The organism is Klebsiella michiganensis (assembly GCF_002925905.1).
Lineage (GTDB): Bacteria > Pseudomonadota > Gammaproteobacteria > Enterobacterales > Enterobacteriaceae > Klebsiella > Klebsiella michiganensis.
Map to the genome: position 1 here is coordinate 879,889 of NZ_PRDB01000001.1, position 16,750 is coordinate 896,638.

Annotated in this window: 12 protein-coding genes and 4 pseudogenes; 9 read left to right on the forward strand and 7 right to left on the reverse strand. The window is 43.2% G+C overall.

What is annotated here, in order from left to right; all coding sequences use genetic code 11:
* Positions 1–9 precede the first annotated feature (9 nt).
* Genes CDA56_RS04305 through CDA56_RS04315 form a run of 3 tightly spaced genes read right to left on the reverse strand, consistent with a single transcriptional unit; the run spans position 10 to position 3,359 of the window.
* Entirely contained in the window at positions 10–843 is an 834-nt protein-coding gene (locus CDA56_RS04305; RefSeq protein ID WP_004136085.1) for a sugar ABC transporter permease, read from the reverse strand.
* Positions 844–2,127: a carbohydrate ABC transporter permease gene (locus CDA56_RS04310; protein ID WP_004136084.1), complete on the reverse strand. Its 1,284-nt coding sequence runs from the start codon at positions 2,125–2,127 to the stop codon at positions 844–846.
* A gap of 2 nt (positions 2,128–2,129) precedes the next feature.
* Positions 2,130–3,359: a sugar ABC transporter substrate-binding protein gene (locus CDA56_RS04315; RefSeq protein ID WP_049593809.1), complete on the reverse strand. Its 1,230-nt coding sequence runs from the start codon at positions 3,357–3,359 to the stop codon at positions 2,130–2,132.
* A gap of 419 nt (positions 3,360–3,778) precedes the next feature.
* Between CDA56_RS04315 and CDA56_RS04320 the strand changes: the two genes are divergently transcribed.
* The 5 genes from CDA56_RS04320 to CDA56_RS04340 all read left to right on the forward strand — a co-directional run bounded on the left by CDA56_RS04320 (position 3,779) and on the right by CDA56_RS04340 (position 9,855).
* Positions 3,779–4,819: a hypothetical protein gene (locus CDA56_RS04320; RefSeq protein ID WP_049593810.1), complete on the forward strand. Its 1,041-nt coding sequence runs from the start codon at positions 3,779–3,781 to the stop codon at positions 4,817–4,819.
* Positions 4,820–4,839: 20 nt separating this feature from the next.
* Positions 4,840–5,847: a UDP-3-O-(3-hydroxymyristoyl)glucosamine N-acyltransferase gene (locus CDA56_RS04325; protein ID WP_004136081.1), complete on the forward strand. Its 1,008-nt coding sequence runs from the start codon at positions 4,840–4,842 to the stop codon at positions 5,845–5,847.
* Between the two features lie 92 nt (positions 5,848–5,939).
* A complete protein-coding gene (locus tag CDA56_RS04330) occupies positions 5,940–6,419 on the forward strand; it encodes an early set domain-containing protein (protein ID WP_004136080.1) in 480 nt (159 codons plus the stop codon).
* A 107-nt stretch (positions 6,420–6,526) separates the two neighbouring features.
* On the forward strand, positions 6,527–7,657 hold the full coding sequence (locus CDA56_RS04335; protein ID WP_004136079.1) for an ABC transporter ATP-binding protein: 1,131 nt from the start codon (positions 6,527–6,529) through the stop codon (positions 7,655–7,657).
* Between the two features lie 230 nt (positions 7,658–7,887).
* The gene (locus CDA56_RS04340) at positions 7,888–9,855 is read left to right on the forward strand and encodes an alpha-amylase family glycosyl hydrolase (RefSeq protein WP_049593812.1); all 1,968 of its coding nucleotides are present in this window, start codon (positions 7,888–7,890) and stop codon (positions 9,853–9,855) included.
* 258 nt (positions 9,856–10,113) lie between these two features.
* Here CDA56_RS04340 and CDA56_RS04345 read toward each other — a convergent pair.
* Positions 10,114–10,875, reverse strand: a pseudogene (locus CDA56_RS04345) (IS5 family transposase); the annotation flags it as partial.
* A 72-nt stretch (positions 10,876–10,947) separates the two neighbouring features.
* Between CDA56_RS04345 and CDA56_RS04350 the strand changes: the two are divergent.
* The 3 genes and pseudogenes from CDA56_RS04350 to CDA56_RS04365 all read left to right on the forward strand — a co-directional run.
* Positions 10,948–11,816: pseudogene (locus tag CDA56_RS04350) on the forward strand (IS3 family transposase); the annotation flags it as partial.
* A 272-nt stretch (positions 11,817–12,088) separates the two neighbouring features.
* Positions 12,089–13,165, forward strand: a complete 1,077-nt coding sequence (locus tag CDA56_RS04360) for an IS110 family RNA-guided transposase (protein ID WP_032448228.1) — start codon at positions 12,089–12,091, stop codon at positions 13,163–13,165.
* Positions 13,166–13,181: 16 nt separating this feature from the next.
* Positions 13,182–13,490 (forward strand): annotated as a pseudogene (locus tag CDA56_RS04365) (integrase core domain-containing protein); the annotation flags it as partial.
* A gap of 8 nt (positions 13,491–13,498) precedes the next feature.
* On the opposite strand, the pseudogene CDA56_RS04370 reads toward CDA56_RS04365, so the two are convergent.
* A pseudogene (locus tag CDA56_RS04370) lies at positions 13,499–13,708 on the reverse strand (transposase); the annotation flags it as partial.
* Positions 13,709–14,585: 877 nt separating this feature from the next.
* Between CDA56_RS04370 and CDA56_RS04380 the strand changes: the two are divergent.
* Entirely contained in the window at positions 14,586–14,834 is a 249-nt protein-coding gene (locus CDA56_RS04380; RefSeq protein ID WP_071530324.1) for a hypothetical protein, read from the forward strand.
* Positions 14,835–15,378: 544 nt separating this feature from the next.
* Here CDA56_RS04380 and CDA56_RS31525 read toward each other — a convergent pair.
* Both CDA56_RS31525 and CDA56_RS04390 read right to left on the reverse strand, forming a co-directional pair.
* Entirely contained in the window at positions 15,379–15,561 is a 183-nt protein-coding gene (locus tag CDA56_RS31525; protein WP_306821287.1) for a hypothetical protein, read from the reverse strand.
* On the reverse strand, positions 15,543–16,523 hold the full coding sequence (locus tag CDA56_RS04390; RefSeq protein ID WP_000019441.1) for an IS5-like element ISKpn26 family transposase: 981 nt from the start codon (positions 16,521–16,523) through the stop codon (positions 15,543–15,545). The genes CDA56_RS31525 and CDA56_RS04390 overlap by 19 nt, the downstream gene beginning before the upstream one ends.
* Positions 16,524–16,750: the final 227 nt, after the last annotated feature.

Consider the following 16,750-nt stretch of genomic DNA (forward strand, 5'->3'; position numbering starts at 1 on the left):
ATCCTGATCTTATTCTTTTACCGCACCGCTAACCAGTCCGGTAGTAATATGTTTCTGTGTAACAATGAAAAGTAACGTTATTGGTACAGCAACTAATAATGCACCAGCAGCAAATAGCGTAAAGTTTTCAGCTGAGTTGGAGGATATCCAGCTAAAGATACCAATTGCCAGAGTCATTTTATCTTCACTGCGTAAAATTAGAGTTGGTAAAATAAAGTCCATCCATGGGCCGGTGAATGAAACCAATGCCACAAATACGAGAATAGGTTTAGCAAGCGGTAATATAATTTCAAAAAATATAGTTAGATGCCCTGCACCATCAATTTTTGCTGCTTCATCCAATGACGTAGGGATTGCATCAAAATAACCTTTAACCAGCCATGTCATAAAAGGTAGGGAACCAGTAACGTAGACTAATAGCAAACCAATGTATGTATCAATTAGATTCATCTTTGACAATAAGATATAAATTGCGGTCATGGAAAGAAATGCCGGGAACATCTGTAACACTAAAATGCTCATGAGTATTTTTTTTTTGGCTTTGAAACGATATCTTGAAAAAATAAATGCCGTTATTGTTACTACTACCAAAGAAATAAGCATGTTACAGGTTGCGAGTATAAAGGTGTTTTTGTACCATTTTAAATAAGGCGTTCCCGTAAGTAGATTATGGTAATGTTCTAATGTAAATGATATTTCAGTAAAACCAGAACTAAAAAGATTGTTCCCAGGCTTTAGCGATGACATAACTGTCCATATTACTGGCCCAAGGACAACAAGTGCATTTAATAATAAGAAAAGATAGACTAAAATCGTCATTATCTTGCTAATAATGTTTCTCATTTACATCCCCACATCTTCTTTGAATGATTTCATTCGCCTAAATTGCCAGATCGCAAATATCGATAAGAACAGGAAAATAATGATTGAGATGACAGAAGCAATTTGATATTGCTGAAAATCAAGGGTTAATTTATAGATCCACGTAATCAAAATATCAGTATGTCCGGCAAAGCGATATTCCGGGTTTATCGGCCCACCTTCTGTTAGCAGGTATATTGCACCAAAGTTATTGAAATTATGTGCAAAGGTCATAACCAATGAAGGGGCGACCTGGTGCAGAACCATCGGTAACGTGATTTCACGGAACTGTTGGAATTTACTAGCACCATCCACCTCACTTGCTTCGTATAGGTCACGGGGAATATTGGTCATTGCTCCGGTGATTAGCAGCATAAAGTAGGGAGCGCCAACCCATACACTTACCGCAATTACAGTCATTTTAGCTATTAATGGATCGGAAAGAAAACCAATTGAATCAATACCCCAGCTATTTAATGTACTATTTACTGGACCAATTCCATTCAGAAGCAGACGGAAAATAAGCAGGGTAACGAACGCCGGGATCGCATAGGGTAAGATGAATACGACTCGCCAGGCTTTCTTCGCTATAATTTTTTTGTTTTCTAACGCGAGGGCTAACAGAAATCCAAAGCTACAAGTGCATAGAGTTGCAAAAAAAGCCCATAGCACAGTCCACACACCAATACCAACGAACGTTTTAGACCAGATCCGAAGCTCAAAGAGGGTAATGAAATTCTTCAATCCGACCCAATCAACAAGATTTTTAGGTGGGATATGATGAGGAGCCGAGTAGTTTGTTAGTGATACCAAAACGGTGATGATCATCGGCATAATAATAAAGGCAATGCAGGCAATAAATGCCGGAGCCAACATGATAGTAGCAAAACGATTATCGTAAATCGTTCGTAACTGTTCCGTAAAGCTCTGATGGCACTTTTCACATACCTGCGCATCCTTAATATTTAACCAATAAACAAAAATTGAAAAAAATAAAAAAATGAATGCAACAACACCTTCAACCAACATAAAAATTGAATTGTCACCAGCTACAATATCAAACCCACTACGTGTTTGGGCCACGGTGCCTAAAGTGATGAGTCCCTGCGTTGCGTTGAGTAATAAATTGATGTTGCTAATAACTACAATCTGGAATAATAAAAAAACGGAGCCTTTTATCCAATGACCAGAAATGAGCTGCGTAGCGCCCATAATAAGAAAAGATGCCGGAAATATACGCATGCTTTTTCCCTCAGACAATAACATAGTTACTCCTGAAATTTGATTTGCTCATCAATGATATTACGAGCACGGTCAAGTGCTGCTTTTGGCGTTTGGTCATTGATCCACATATCGGTAATCGCATTTGCCAGTGGGGACCATAAATAACCCATTTCCGGAATAGATGGCATGGCATCAGAGTGAAGCCCTTGTTTAATAATTGCGCTCGTCGCTTCATTTGCAGTTGGTAGGATTTTGTTCATCAGATTCGGTACCGGAGGTATAGATTCTGTCATCTCATAGCGTTTCATTAACATTTCATCAGATGAGAGATAGTCAGCGAAAAGTTGTGCCGCCTTAGGCGATTTACTATAAGAAGAGACGACCGCCAGGCGAACCGTAGAAAACGAACGTGGCTGTTTTCCTTCAAGAGTAGGTATGGGAACAACGCCAAAATTAATTTTACTGTTGTTATATCCCTGGATTGCCCATGGACCGTCGATGATGGCAGCTACTTTGCCTTCAGAAAATAAGCCTCGACGCACCTGTGGATTACGCATATCTACCGGATTAGATGGGTTTGCAGTTTTAAGTCGTTTCATCGCTGCAAGCCCTTTTTGGGCTAATTCGGAGTTGATTCCTAGGTCCTTGACGTTTGTCCCTTCCTGACCAAATTCGTAAGCACCATACAGGGTTAGAAACATTCTTGACTCATAATAGTTTTGTACATCCCATAACAAGGTATATTTATTTTCCTTAACATTATTAAATTCAGCACTTAGCTGGATCAACTCTTCAAATTTATCTGGCGGCAACCGAAGGATATCCTTGTTATAAAATAATGCGACGGTTGCATAACTTACTGGAAAACCATAATTATTTCCTTCATAGCGTGAAGCATTTATTGCATTAGACATAAATTTTTTATTTATACGTTCTGCCGAGATCAGATTTTCCATTACGCCACCGGCAACAACCAGTCGGCCTAAAAGATCGTGCTCGATTTCGGCAACGTCAGCAACGCGCGTGGATCCACCATCCTGTATCATTCGCGAGGCGGCATCTATTGGCGCCAATCCCCTAAACGTAAATCTTACCTGGCTGTTATATGTTTTATTAAATTTTTCAGCAGCATATTTCATATAATCTAGCGTAGAAATATCCGTCCATATTAGAAGATTTGCTTGTTTTTCAGGTGCAATACTCTCTCCCCAAGCTGCGGGAACAAGGGCCGTCAGACCGAAGAGCAGAACAGCGTCTAGCAATTTTATTTTCATAGTTACTCATTTTAGTAGTACGTAGTGTACCACTATGATGCATGCGTCCTTTTTTATGTCAACATGCGGTCTACCCAGATAGGTTTATTTGTGATGTTTGTCAAAAAACATCAGATGTTTGAACAATTTTTGTGATTCTGTTTTCCATTTTTTAGGTATGAATCCAGTCCCTTATTGGCAGCAAAAAATAGGCTAAAAATGATATCCTGAATTTAAAAAAAACATAAAACGTGATTTTGGTCACAATTTTATCGAAAGATTAGTGACTTGAATCTCGTTTACGTTATTGCCATGAGGAAAAAAAAATTAAATGAGAGAAATTTAATAGGCGTCCATGAGGAACTACTAATCATGATAAAATTTAACGCTATCCCTCAGCATTCTCTTCCGATGTTGTGATAGCTGAATAAGGAAGCACTATGAAAAAAAAATTACTCTCTGCCTCTATTGCTCTTGCTCTCACAGCGCCCGTACATTCATTTGCAGCCAGCGATCAGCGTGGGTACAAACCTGAAGACGTCGCTTTTGATGAAAGTTTTTTTTCGTTTGGTGGCCATGTAGGGACTTCTGTTGAATATGAAGATAAGGTAACTCGTGGTTTCAATAACACGGATAAAAAGGAGAAGACGATTACCAATGAGGTTTTCAACTTTTTTTATAACAATCCACAATGGAATTTTATGGGTTTTTACTCTTTTAAAATAGAAAATAGAGAGCAAAAGGAGCCTGGTTATTATGAGAATGAAGATGGTATTAAGCAGCTTGTTTCATTGAATAAAGGTCATGATCTTGGTAACGGTTGGGCTACTGGTTTAATTTATGAGCTAGAATATACAAGAAGTAAAGTTTATTCTCCGGATGTTAGTGGTCTACGTAAAAACCTTGCCGAGCACAGCATTAGACCATATTTAACCTACTGGAATAATGATTATAATATGGGATTCTATTCTAATCTTGAATACCTTTTGAGTAAAGAAGATCGCAATGCATGGGGGAAAAGGCAAGAGCAGGGATATAGTGCATTGTTTAAACCCTACAAGCGTTTTGGTAACTGGGAGGTCGGTGTTGAATTCTATTACCAAATTAAAACTAATGATGAGAAGCAACCAGATGGAACCATTAATGAGAAAAGTGATTTTAATGAAAGATATATAGAGCCTATTGTTCAATATAGCTTTGATGATGCCGGCACGCTGTACACGCGGGTACGTGTCGGGAAAAATGAAACTAAAAATACTGATCGTAGTGGTGGCGGTAATGCTGGCATTAACTACTTCAAAGACATTAGAAAAGCTACCGTTGGTTATGAACAATCAATAGGTGAAAGTTGGGTAGCCAAAGCTGAGTACGAGTATGCTAATGAAGTTGAGAAAAAAAGTCGATTATCAGGATGGGAAGCTAGAAATAAGAGCGAGTTAACACAACATACCTTCTATGCTCAGGCACTATATCGCTTTTAGTCTTAACGTAAGGGGCGTTTATGTTCAGTGTTATGGAAATCGCCACTCTGTTATCCGGGAGCTATACCGGTGATGGAGCAATTCGGGTTAACTTTATACGGCCAATTCGCAGTCCTGATGTCGGCGGCCTGGCTATTGTTTTCGCCAAACAAGACTTGCAATTCTTATCTGGCTCACATGCTGACGTGCTGATAGGACCTGATGAAATACTGGATAGCCCAGCGAAGGCACATATTGTTATCTCACATTTGGATGTTGAGCGTCTTAATCTTTTTCTTCGTTCTTATAAAGTAAAAAGGTTTCATCTCAATGATCAAGGGAATACGTCGGCACTCTCAGATGTTTATATTGGAAAACATTGCCAAATTGGTGATGGCTGCATTTTTATGCCTGGTGTGAAGATCATGAATGGGGTTATTATTGGGGATAATGTTGCTATCCACTGCAACACTGTTATTAAAGAAGGAACTATCATCGGAAATAATGTAACTATCGACTCAAACAATTCGATTGGTAACTACAGTTTTGAGTATATGGCTTCAAGAAATGGTAAGTATCAACGAGTAGAAAGTGTGGGGCGAGTCATTATTTACGATGATGTAGAGATCGGGAGCAACAATACAATAGATCGTGGAACATTAGGTAACACGACGATTGGTCGGGGAACTAAAATAGATAATCAGATTCAGATTGGACATGACTGTCATATTGGTGAAAACTGCTTAATAGTATCACAGGCTGGGTTTGCCGGTCATACAACTCTTGGTGACCATGTTATCGTACAGGGACAGGTTGGGACCTCCGGCCATATAGCGATTGGTAGCCATTCTATTATCAAGGCAAAATCAGGTGTAAGTCACTCCTTCCCTGAGAATAGCGACTTATTTGGTTACCCGGCAAAAGATACCCGTGCTTATTACAAAAACATTGCCGTTCTTAACATTTTAACAAAAAATCATCAATTTAAAAAAAATCGATCTATATCGGACACATGGAGGAATCGTTTTTTTAATTTTTTAAACTCCTAAATTTTGAAGAGAATAGATTTTTATCGTGCCAGTACTTAGTCACTGACGTTTTTCGTCATTGTCCACTAAATTTTTGAAGGATGGTATTTGTTATGAAACGTTTAAATTTAATTATTGCTGCCGTATTCACTATGCTTTATGCCTCTGCTGTTTTTAGTACCTCAGTTAACGCACAGGGTTCCGCTGATAATCCTTTCTATAATTGTGCTCTGCCTTCCGTTGACGAGCGTGGACCGATTCGGCCTTCTTTATATGTTGTTGGTACCTTTCCTGAAGGACAATGGATTCAGCAAGAAAACCGTAAAATGCTCTATAAAGGCAATGGTATATATCAGTTAGTTATAGATGAAAAAGCCGGTAATCTTAGCGTTCAGTTCGCTACGATGAGCTGGAATCCGCAATTCACTGCAGCGGGTCTGGAGTTAACAGTTGGACAGGTTAAGGATCTGAAACGAGCAGGTTTTGCAAAAAATACAGCAGTAACGTTACCAGTTGCTGGCCGCTACGTCTGGACGGTCAAAATTGCTGAAGATAAAAAGCCACTTCAGGTTGCCGTTGCACAATGTAAATAATTAAGCTGCTTCCAGCAGAATAGTAAACATACGTCGTGGCTAATATTTGGACGATGGTAAGTATAGTCTTGTTAGCCACAGATGTCTTTCTTCTTATGGGGTAAATCATGGCAACGGTTAGTTTGCGGAAAATTGAAAAAAGATATGAAAATGGCTTTAAGGCTGTCCATGGTATCGATCTCGAAATCCATGACGGTGAATTTATGGTTTTTGTCGGGCCTTCCGGTTGTGCGAAATCAACAACTTTGAGAATGATTGCCGGTCTTGAAGATATTAGCGGAGGCGAAATTTATATCGGAAATAGAAAGGTTAATGACCTTCCGCCCAAAGACCGTGGTATTGCCATGGTTTTCCAAAACTATGCACTTTATCCGCATAAAACCGTTTTCGACAACATGGCTTTTGGTCTCAAAATGCAGAAACGACCTAAGGATGAGATTAAACGCCGGGTTGAAGACGCGGCCGAAAAACTTGAAATTACCGAACTGCTTTATCGTAAGCCGAAAGAAATGTCGGGCGGACAGCGCCAGCGTGTCGCTGTTGGCCGGGCGATTGTACGTAAACCTGATGTTTTTTTATTCGATGAGCCTTTATCAAACCTTGATGCCAAGCTCAGGGTATCGATGCGGATGAAAATTGCCCAACTACATCGTTCTCTGAAAGAGGAGGGGCATCCTGCTACAATGATTTATGTTACTCACGATCAGACTGAAGCGTTAACTCTAGGAGATCGCATTTGTGTTCTTAACCATGGGAATATCATGCAGGTTGATACACCTACTGATCTTTATAATTATCCTAATAATAAGTTCGTTGCCAGTTTTATCGGTTCACCATCAATTAATTTGATAGATACTGCTATCCGTAAGAATAATGAGAGGTTGTATGTTGAAATTGCTCCTGGCGTTGAAATATTAATTCCACATAGTAAGCAAGTGTTGCTTGAAGGTTATATTAATAAGCCTGTGTGTTTTGGTATTAGACCAGAGCATATCTCTCTTGCTAGCGATGATGATGACCTTAATACCTTTGAGGGAGTTTTAACGGTGGTTGAAAATATGGGGAGCGAAAAATTTTTATATTTTATCGTTGGTGGGAAGGAACTTATTGCCAGAGTTGATACACAAGATATTAATCCATTTCATATAGGGAAAACTTTAAGATTTAATCTTAATACTGCCTTTTGTCATGTTTTTGATTTCTATAATGAGAACAATCTGACAAATGTAAGAGTGTGATTTTTTCTTAGCTCACCTCATCACAATATATCACCACTGCACTGCAAAATATACGTGTGTAGTGGTTCCTGAATTCACGATCCTTATGAAATCGCTTTTATTGACGCTTCGATTATTTTCATCTCGCGTTGTAGTTGTAGTTGTAGTTGTAGTTGTAGTTATTTTTCAATTTAAGTGGAGTTAATATAAAGTAAAACTAATATTTTCACTAACTTTATTAGGACTAGATAATGAAAAGAAACCGTTTTTTTAATACCTCGGCTGCTATTGCCATTTCGATTGCATTAAATACTTTTTTTTGTAGCATGCAGACGATTGCTGCTGAACCAGAAGAAACTTATCTTGATTTTCGTAAGGAGACGATATATTTTCTATTCCTTGATCGTTTCAGCGATGGAGATCCAAGTAATAATGCAGGGTTTAATTCTGCAACCTACGATCCTAATAATTTAAAAAAATATACTGGAGGAGATCTCCGGGGGTTGATTAATAAACTACCCTATTTAAAATCACTTGGTGTTACTTCAATCTGGATTACTCCCCCAATCGATAATGTGAATAATACTGATGCTGCTGGCAATACTGGATATCATGGTTATTGGGGAAGAGATTATTTTCGTATAGATGAACATTTTGGCAATCTCGATGATTTCAAAGAACTGACTAGTTTGATGCATAGTCCTGATTATAATATGAAACTGGTTCTTGATTATGCCCCTAATCATTCGAATGCTAATGATGAAAATGAATTTGGTGCACTATATCGTGATGGTGTGTTTATTACTGATTATCCTACAGATGTTGCCGCCAATACGGGCTGGTATCATCACAATGGTGGGGTAACGAACTGGAATGATTTCTTCCAAGTGAAGAATCATAATCTATTCAATCTATCAGACCTCAATCAATCCAATACTGATGTCTACCAGTACTTGTTGGATGGTTCTAAATTTTGGATCGATGCTGGTGTGGATGCTATCAGGATTGATGCCATCAAGCATATGGACAAGTCTTTTATACAGAAATGGACCAGCGATATTTATGATTACAGTAAGTCTATCGGCCGGGAAGGATTTTTTTTCTTCGGTGAATGGTTTGGTGCCAGTGCGAATACTACAACAGGTGTTGATGGTAATGCTATCGATTACGCCAACACTTCCGGGTCAGCGTTGCTGGATTTTGGATTCCGCGATACTTTAGAAAGAGTTTTGGTAGGACGTAGCGGAAATACAATGAAAACGTTAAATAGTTATCTGATAAAAAGACAAACAGTCTTTACCAGTGATGACTGGCAGGTTGTTTTTATGGATAACCATGATATGGCACGCATTGGTACCGCTCTGCGTTCAAACGCCACTACTTTTGGTCCTGGAAACAATGAAACCGGTGGAAGTCAGAGTGAAGCTTTTGCTCAGAAACGTATAGACCTCGGTCTGGTTGCGACAATGACTGTACGTGGTATTCCTGCCATTTATTATGGTACTGAACATTATGCCGCTAACTTTACCTCTAACAGTTTTGGTCAAGTTGGCAGTGATCCTTACAACCGAGAGAAAATGCCAGGATTTGATACGGAAAGTGAGGCTTTCTCCATTATTAAAACACTGGGTGACCTAAGGAAAAGTAGCCCGGCAATTCAAAATGGAACTTATACTGAACTATGGGTTAATGATGATATATTAGTATTTGAGCGGCGTTCTGGGAACGATATTGTTATTGTTGCACTTAATCGTGGTGAGGCTAACACAATTAATGTTAAAAATATAGCGGTTCCTAATGGGGTATATCAGAGTTTGATTGGGAATAATAGTGTTTCAGTAGCAAATAAACAGGCAACACTAACACTTATGCAAAATGAAGCTGTTGTCATTCGCTCACAATCAGATGATGCGGAGAACCCTACAGTACAAAGCATAAACTTCACATGTAATAACGGTTATACGATTTCAGGTCAAAGTGTTTATATTATTGGTAATATACCCCAGTTAGGTGGTTGGGACTTAACTAAAGCGGTAAAAATATCACCGACACAATATCCACAATGGAGTGCGAGCTTAGAGCTTCCTTCTGACTTAAATGTTGAATGGAAGTGTGTGAAACGTAATGAAACCAATCCGACGGCTAATGTTGAGTGGCAGTCTGGTGCAAATAACCAGTTCAATAGCAATGACACACAAACAACGAATGGCTCGTTTTAATTAAAATTTAGTGGACCAGCGTTCCAATCGATGGTCCACTATTCGTACTCCGGCCATAATTATTTTTGACTAATACTCTTACAAATTTTCAACCTAGGCTGATGTGACTACATATTTTTGCTGTACGCGGACCTGGTCGTCTGCGTCTATTTAGAGTGAAGATGTATATCCATTTCACCCTCACGAAATACTAAATAGCTGCGGCTTTGTTGAATAAATCAGATTTCGGGTAAGTCTCCCCCGTAGCGGGTTGTGTTTTCAGGCAATACGCACGCTTTCAGGCATACCTGCTTTCGTCATTTTGTTCAGCGCTCGTACCAGGGCCATAGCCTCCGCAACCTGACCATCGTAGTCACGTAGCGTCAGTGAACCCCCCAACAGCTGTTTTACCCGGTACATCGCCGTTTCCGCTATCGAGCGACGGTTGTAATCTGTTGTCCATTTCCACCGCGCATTACTCCCGGTCATTCGCTGATTAGCCACTGCACGGTTACGGTCTGCATATTCACCGGGCCAGTAACCCGCACCTTTTCGGGGAGGGATAAGCGCGCTGATTTTCTTACGCCGCAGTTCATCGTGACAGAGCTGGGTGTCGTAAGCGCCGTCTGCCGATGCTGCCCTGATTTTTCTGTGAGTCTGCCGGATAAGACCCGGGAAGGCTTCTGAGTCCGTCACATTGTTCAGCGACAGGTCTGCACAGATGATTTCATGTGTGTTGCTGTCAACGGCCAGATGCAACTTTCGCCATATACGACGGCGTTCTTTGCCGTGTTTTTTGACTTTCCATTCGCCTTCACCAAAGACCTTCAGCCCGGTGGAATCAATCACCAGATGCGCGATTTCACCCCGGGTGAACGTTTTGAAACTGACATTAACCGACTTTGCGCGCTTGCTGACACTGGTGTAATCAGGGCAGCGCAACGGAACATTCATCAGTGTAAAAATGGAATCAATAAAACCCTGTGCAGCCCGCAGGGTCAACCTGAACACGCGTTTAATGACCAGAACGGTGGTGATGGCTGAAGTGGTTTACTGAATTTGGCCACCTGAACAGAGGTGATATGCTCACCTCAGAACAACACAGGTGTCATAATGAAAAAAAGAAATTTCAGCGCAGAGTTTAAACGCGAATCCGCTCAACTGGTCGTTGACCAGAACTACACCGTGGCAGATGCAGCCAGCGCTATGGATGTCGGCCTTTCCACAATGACGCGATGGGTGAAACAATTACGTGATGAACGGCAGGGCAAAACACCAAAAGCCTCCCCCATTACCCCGGAACAAATTGAAATCCGTGAGCTCAGGAAAAAGCTACAACGTATTGAAATGGAAAATGAAATATTAAAAAAGGCTACCGCGCTCTTGATGTCAGACTCCCTGAACAGTTCTCGATAATCGGGAAACTCAGGGCGCGTTATCCTGTGGCCACTCTCTGCCATGTGTTCGGGGTTCATCGCAGCAGCTACAAATACTGGAAAAACCGTCCTGAAAAGCCAGACGGCAGACGGGCTGTATTACGCAGTCAGGTACTTGAACTGCATGGCATCAGCCACGGCTCTGCCGGAGCAAGAAGCATCGCCACAATGGCAACCCAGAGAGGTTACCAGATGGGGCGCTGGCTTGCTGGCAGACTCATGAAAGAGCTGGGGCTGGTCAGTTGCCAGCAGCCGACTCACCGGTATAAGCGTGGCGGTCATGAGCACGTTGCTATCCCGAATCATCTTGAGCGACAGTTCGCCGTAACGGAACCAAATCAGGTGTGGTGCGGTGATGTGACCTATATCTGGACGGGTAAGCGCTGGGCGTACCTCGCCGTTGTTCTCGACCTGTTCGCAAGAAAACCAGTGGGCTGGGCCATGTCGTTCTCGCCGGACAGCAGGCTCACCATGAAAGCACTGGAAATGGCATGGGAAACCCGTGGTAAGCCCGTCGGGGTGATGTTCCACAGCGATAGTAATAATGCCGATGTCAGTCTTTACCACCACTTAGTTTGCCGTTTAACCAGATTGGTGTGATTACTGATGCAGTGAAGACCTTCCCGCATCCTGACTCACACAGCGATCGACCTTTTGTGTCCTGCCCTGGACCCGTCGGTTGCCGGAAGCGCCTTCATGCGAGGCATCTCCTCACCGATGCGCGTGACTCAAGAAGGGCCTGACGGCTTGTCTCGTTACTGTCCTGTCCGGGTTATCTGTCTGGAGATTCAACTCTGTTTCCTCACAGGAGCTCTGTCATGGTTGATAAAGTTACCGAAGCTGCCGTTGTGGGTGGCGTGGATACACATAAAGATTTGCACGTTGCCGCTGTCGTAGATCAGAACAATAAAGTCCTTGGGACTCAGTATTTCTCCACAACACGACAAGGTTACCGGCAGATGCTGGCATGGATGACCTCGTTTGGGACATTAAAGCGAATTGGTGTTGAGTGCACAGGTACCTATGGTTCCGGTTTGCTTCGTTATTTTCAGAGCGCCGGGTTAGAAGTTCTTGAGGTGACTGCTCCAGACCGGATGGAGCGACGCAAACGGGGTAAAAGTGACACAATTGATGCTGAATGTGCCGCTCATGCAGCATTCTCAGGCATCAGGACAGTTACTCCCAAAACGCGTGATGGCATGATTGAGTCCCTGCGGGTATTAAAAACTTGCCGAAAAACAGCAATATCAGCCCGCAGAGTCGCTCTCCAGATTATCCATTCAAATATTATCTCTGCCCCGGATGAATTACGTGAACAGCTCAGAAATATGACGCGCATGCAGCTCATCAGGACCCTGGGTTCCTGGAGACCTGATGCCAGTGAATACCGCAATGTAACCAACGTTTATCGCATTTCATTAAAGTCCCTTGCCCGACGCTATCTCGAGTTACATGACGAAATCGCTGATCTGGATGTCATGATTGCGGCAATTGTCGACGAGTTGGCACCTGAGCTGATTAAACGTAATGCTATCGGATACGAAAGCGCTTCACAGTTGCTGATCACTGCCGGAGACAATCCTCAACGGTTAAGATCAGAATCAGGATTTGCGGCACTGTGTGGTGTCAGCCCGGTCCCCGTTTCTTCTGGAAAAACGAACCGTTACCGACTTAATCGTGGTGGAGATCGTGCTGCAAATAGTGCACTTCACATCATCGCCATCGGACGCTTACGAACTGACGCAAAAACAAAGGAATATGTCGCCAGGCGTGTAGCCGAAGGACATACAAAAATGGAAGCGATACGCTGTCTAAAGCGATATATCTCCCGCGAAGTTTACACGTTACTGCGCAATCAAAACAGGCGGATCAACAGTATCCCGATAACAGCTTGACTCTTAGAAGGGCGTCCAAGGCAGCCATTATACGAGCAGGCAGTTCCGGCAGTTACTGTGGCGATACCGGATCAGGCAGAGTATGAGTCGGCGTGGAAACTGCTGGGATAACAGCCCAATGGAGCGCTTCTTCAGGAGTCTGAAGAACGAATGGGTGCCGGCGACGGGCTATGTAAGCTTCAGCGATGCAGCTCACGCAATAACGGACTATATCGTTGGATATTACAGCGCACTAAGACCGCACGAATATAATGGTGGGTTACCGCCAAACGAATCAGAAAACCGATACTGGAAAAACTCTAACGCGGTGGCCAGTTTTTGTTGACCACTTCAGGCGAGATCAGAATAGCGCTGAGGTCTTCCCCGTGATGAAGGCGTTGCCGACTCATACCAGGCCTGAATAGCTTCATCATCCAGCCAGAAAGTTATGGAGCCACGGTTGATGAGGGCTTTATTGTAGGTGGGCCAGTTGGTGATTTTGAACTTTTGCTTTGCCACGGAACGGTCTGCGTTGTCGGGAAGAAGCGTGATCTGATCCTTCAACTCAGCAAAAGTTCGATCTATTCAACAAAGCCGGCATGCGGTAATAACGATGAGCGCAAGATTGCTGTTATGTCTTGCTGATTTCGGAGCGCCTGCTTTTCGCTCAAAGCTGTCTGTCAGTTTATCAAAGAATGCCCAAATGACTTGCGAACAACAGTCAACTGACGAGCAAATGAAGCTCAAACGGTTACCATCCTGATTCAAATTGCCGTAGGATTTGTGTTAAAGAAGAATCATACGCCTCAAGGCTTACAAAAAATGCATCGCCTGAAGGCTCACTCGATAATGCTTTCACCATCATTAACGCTATGCGTTATATAAGGACTAGGCTGGGAGGCGTTGTACGGCAAGGGCTGAGAGGGAAAATGCGCAACTTAATCGATGCAACGTTGATTTTGCCATAACTTTTTATTAACTTAAAAGTATTAAGCCGTCCTTAGGGGCTGTCAGGGCTGAAACTGACAAATTACAACATCTCTGATGGCAAAGCCTGGCCGACAACAGGCAATAATGATTTAATGGCAAAACCTGGCCAGAACAGGTATCAAATCTATGGCTTTCCTAACTTTTCAGTAAGTTATGAATGTATGCCTCAAATCTATCAAATGCGATTTAGCTGCGTCATATTTCAATATGATTATGTTTTATAAGCATTTTATCAAATATACCTAACGCTAATAACTCTCACGCAGAACCCTAATCTGATGGGGATATTGCCTGCGGTAAAAACTCACAACTTTTCTTCCAGGGCGAGAACAGTCCGAGCCCGCCTGATACAGGCTAACCGGGGCGAACAGGCGCTATGGGTCATGCTATTCATAGTGGTCGCTGGCTGCAGACCGCGGACCAGATGTTCTTACAACTCAGCAGGCTTCTTATGTTCGATGCAGAAATGATAGTAAAGCAATTACAGGCAGAAACACGGCAGCGCAGGAAAAAGCCCTACAGGCGCAATAAATCGCGTCTGGACAGATATCGAATGGAAATACTTGCGCTAAGGCGGCATGGTGCTTCTGCATCTGAAATTCAGCGTTGGTTACGAAAAAAAAGAGTCTGTGTTGTTTTAACAACAGTCACACGCTGGTTGGAGAAGAATGATGGCCAAATTCTCAGTCAAAAAAACTGACCGGGAAATAGCAAAACGGCAGGCCGCTAACGTAATGAAAATTTTGCAGGCTGATGTTTTTCGCTCAGTTGGCACAGTGAGAAATTATCAGGCAGCCCTGACGCGGATTGCCCTGTATTTCAGAATAAATGGCGGAATAAACCTACAGGATGTTACGCCTGAAATGGCCACGGTTTATTTCCATCAAAGGGCTGCTGCTGTTGGTCAGAAAAGCCTGGATATGGAACGTCAGGCTCTACAGGCAATGATGATTCATCTGACGCAGGAATTACCCTCCGGAGAAGTTCTTGAGGTAGTGCATTCTTTGAAAGAGAAAGAATTATCATCGAGATCATATACATCAGAACAGATCTTCCTTATTTCATCGCATCAGTCCGATAAAAATGGTCTGGCAACACTGATTGCCTACAATGCGGGATTACGTAGCCACGAATTATTTACGATCTGTGAGTTACAGCAACGCCAACCGAATATCAGGCCTGTTTCGGCTAAAAAATTTATGGGACGGTCTGGGAAGGCGTACACGGTGCAGGGAAAAGGCGGGCTAATTCGGGAAATTAGGGAAGGTGCGAATAAGCAGGTCATTTCTTCCCAAGCTGACTCGCTGATTAAAATTTCGCGGATCTGGGCCGATTTTTTTCCCGCAAACACATCGAATCAGCCTATTTAGGCTATTTTTTCCACCATTTCTGGCGTTATTTCCGGTTTTTACTGAGATCTCTCCCACTGACGTATCATTTGGTCCACCCGAAACAGGTTGGCCAGGGTGAATAACATCGCCAGTTGGTTATCGTTTTTCAGCAGCCCCTTGTATCTGGCTTTCACGAAGCCGAACTGCCGCTTGATGATGCGAAACGGGTGCTCCACCTTGGCACGGATGCTGGCTTTCATGTATTCGATGTTGATGGCCGTTTTGTTCTTGCGCGGATGCTGCTTCAAGGTTTTTACCTTGCCGGGACGCTCGGCGATCAGCCAGTCCACATCCACCTCGGCCAGCTCCTCGCGCTGTGGCGCTCCTTGGTAGCCGGCATCGGCTGAGACAAATTGCTCCTCTCCATGAAGCAGATTACCCAGCTGATTGAGGTCATGCTCGTTGGCCGCGGTGGTGACTAGGCTGTGGGTCAGGCCACTCTTGGCATCGACACCAATGTGGGCCTTCATGCCAAAGTGCCACTGATTGCCTTTCTTGGTCTGATGCATCTCCGGATCGCGTTGCTGCTCTTTGTTCTTGGTAGAGCTGGGTGCCTCAATGATGGTGGCATCCACCAAAGTGCCTTGGGTCATCATGACGCCTGCTTCGGCCAGCCAGCGATTGATGGTCTTGAACAATTGACGGGCCAGTTGATGCTGCTCGAGCAGGTGGCGGAAATTCATGATGGTGGTGCGATCCGGCAGGGCGCTATCCAGGGATAATCGGGCAAACAGGCGCATGGAGGCGATTTCGTACAGGGCATCTTCCATGGCACCGTCGCTCAGGTTGTACCAATGCTGCATGCAGTGAATACGCAGCATGGTCTCCAGCGGATAGGGCCGTCGGCCATTGCCCGCCTTGGGATAAAACGGCTCGATGACAGCGGTCATATTCTGCCATGGCAGAATCTGCTCCATGCGGGAGAGGAAAATCTCTTTTCGGGTCTGACGGCGCTTAGTGCTGAATTCACTATCGGCGAAGGTGAGTTGATGGCTCATGATGTCCCTCTGGGATGCGCTCCGGATGAATATGATGATCTCATATCAGGAACTTGTTCGCACCTTCCATAATAAACGTCTTTAACCGCAAATTAAGAATTAACAGAATGCGTGATGCTATTAATTAGCGCCTGTGGAAAATGCCTTTCCTGATATTGCTGAAATAACCGCAAAGCAGATTCAAAAAACAAAAGCGAGATAATGCGCGCAACAGGATGCCTATGCCC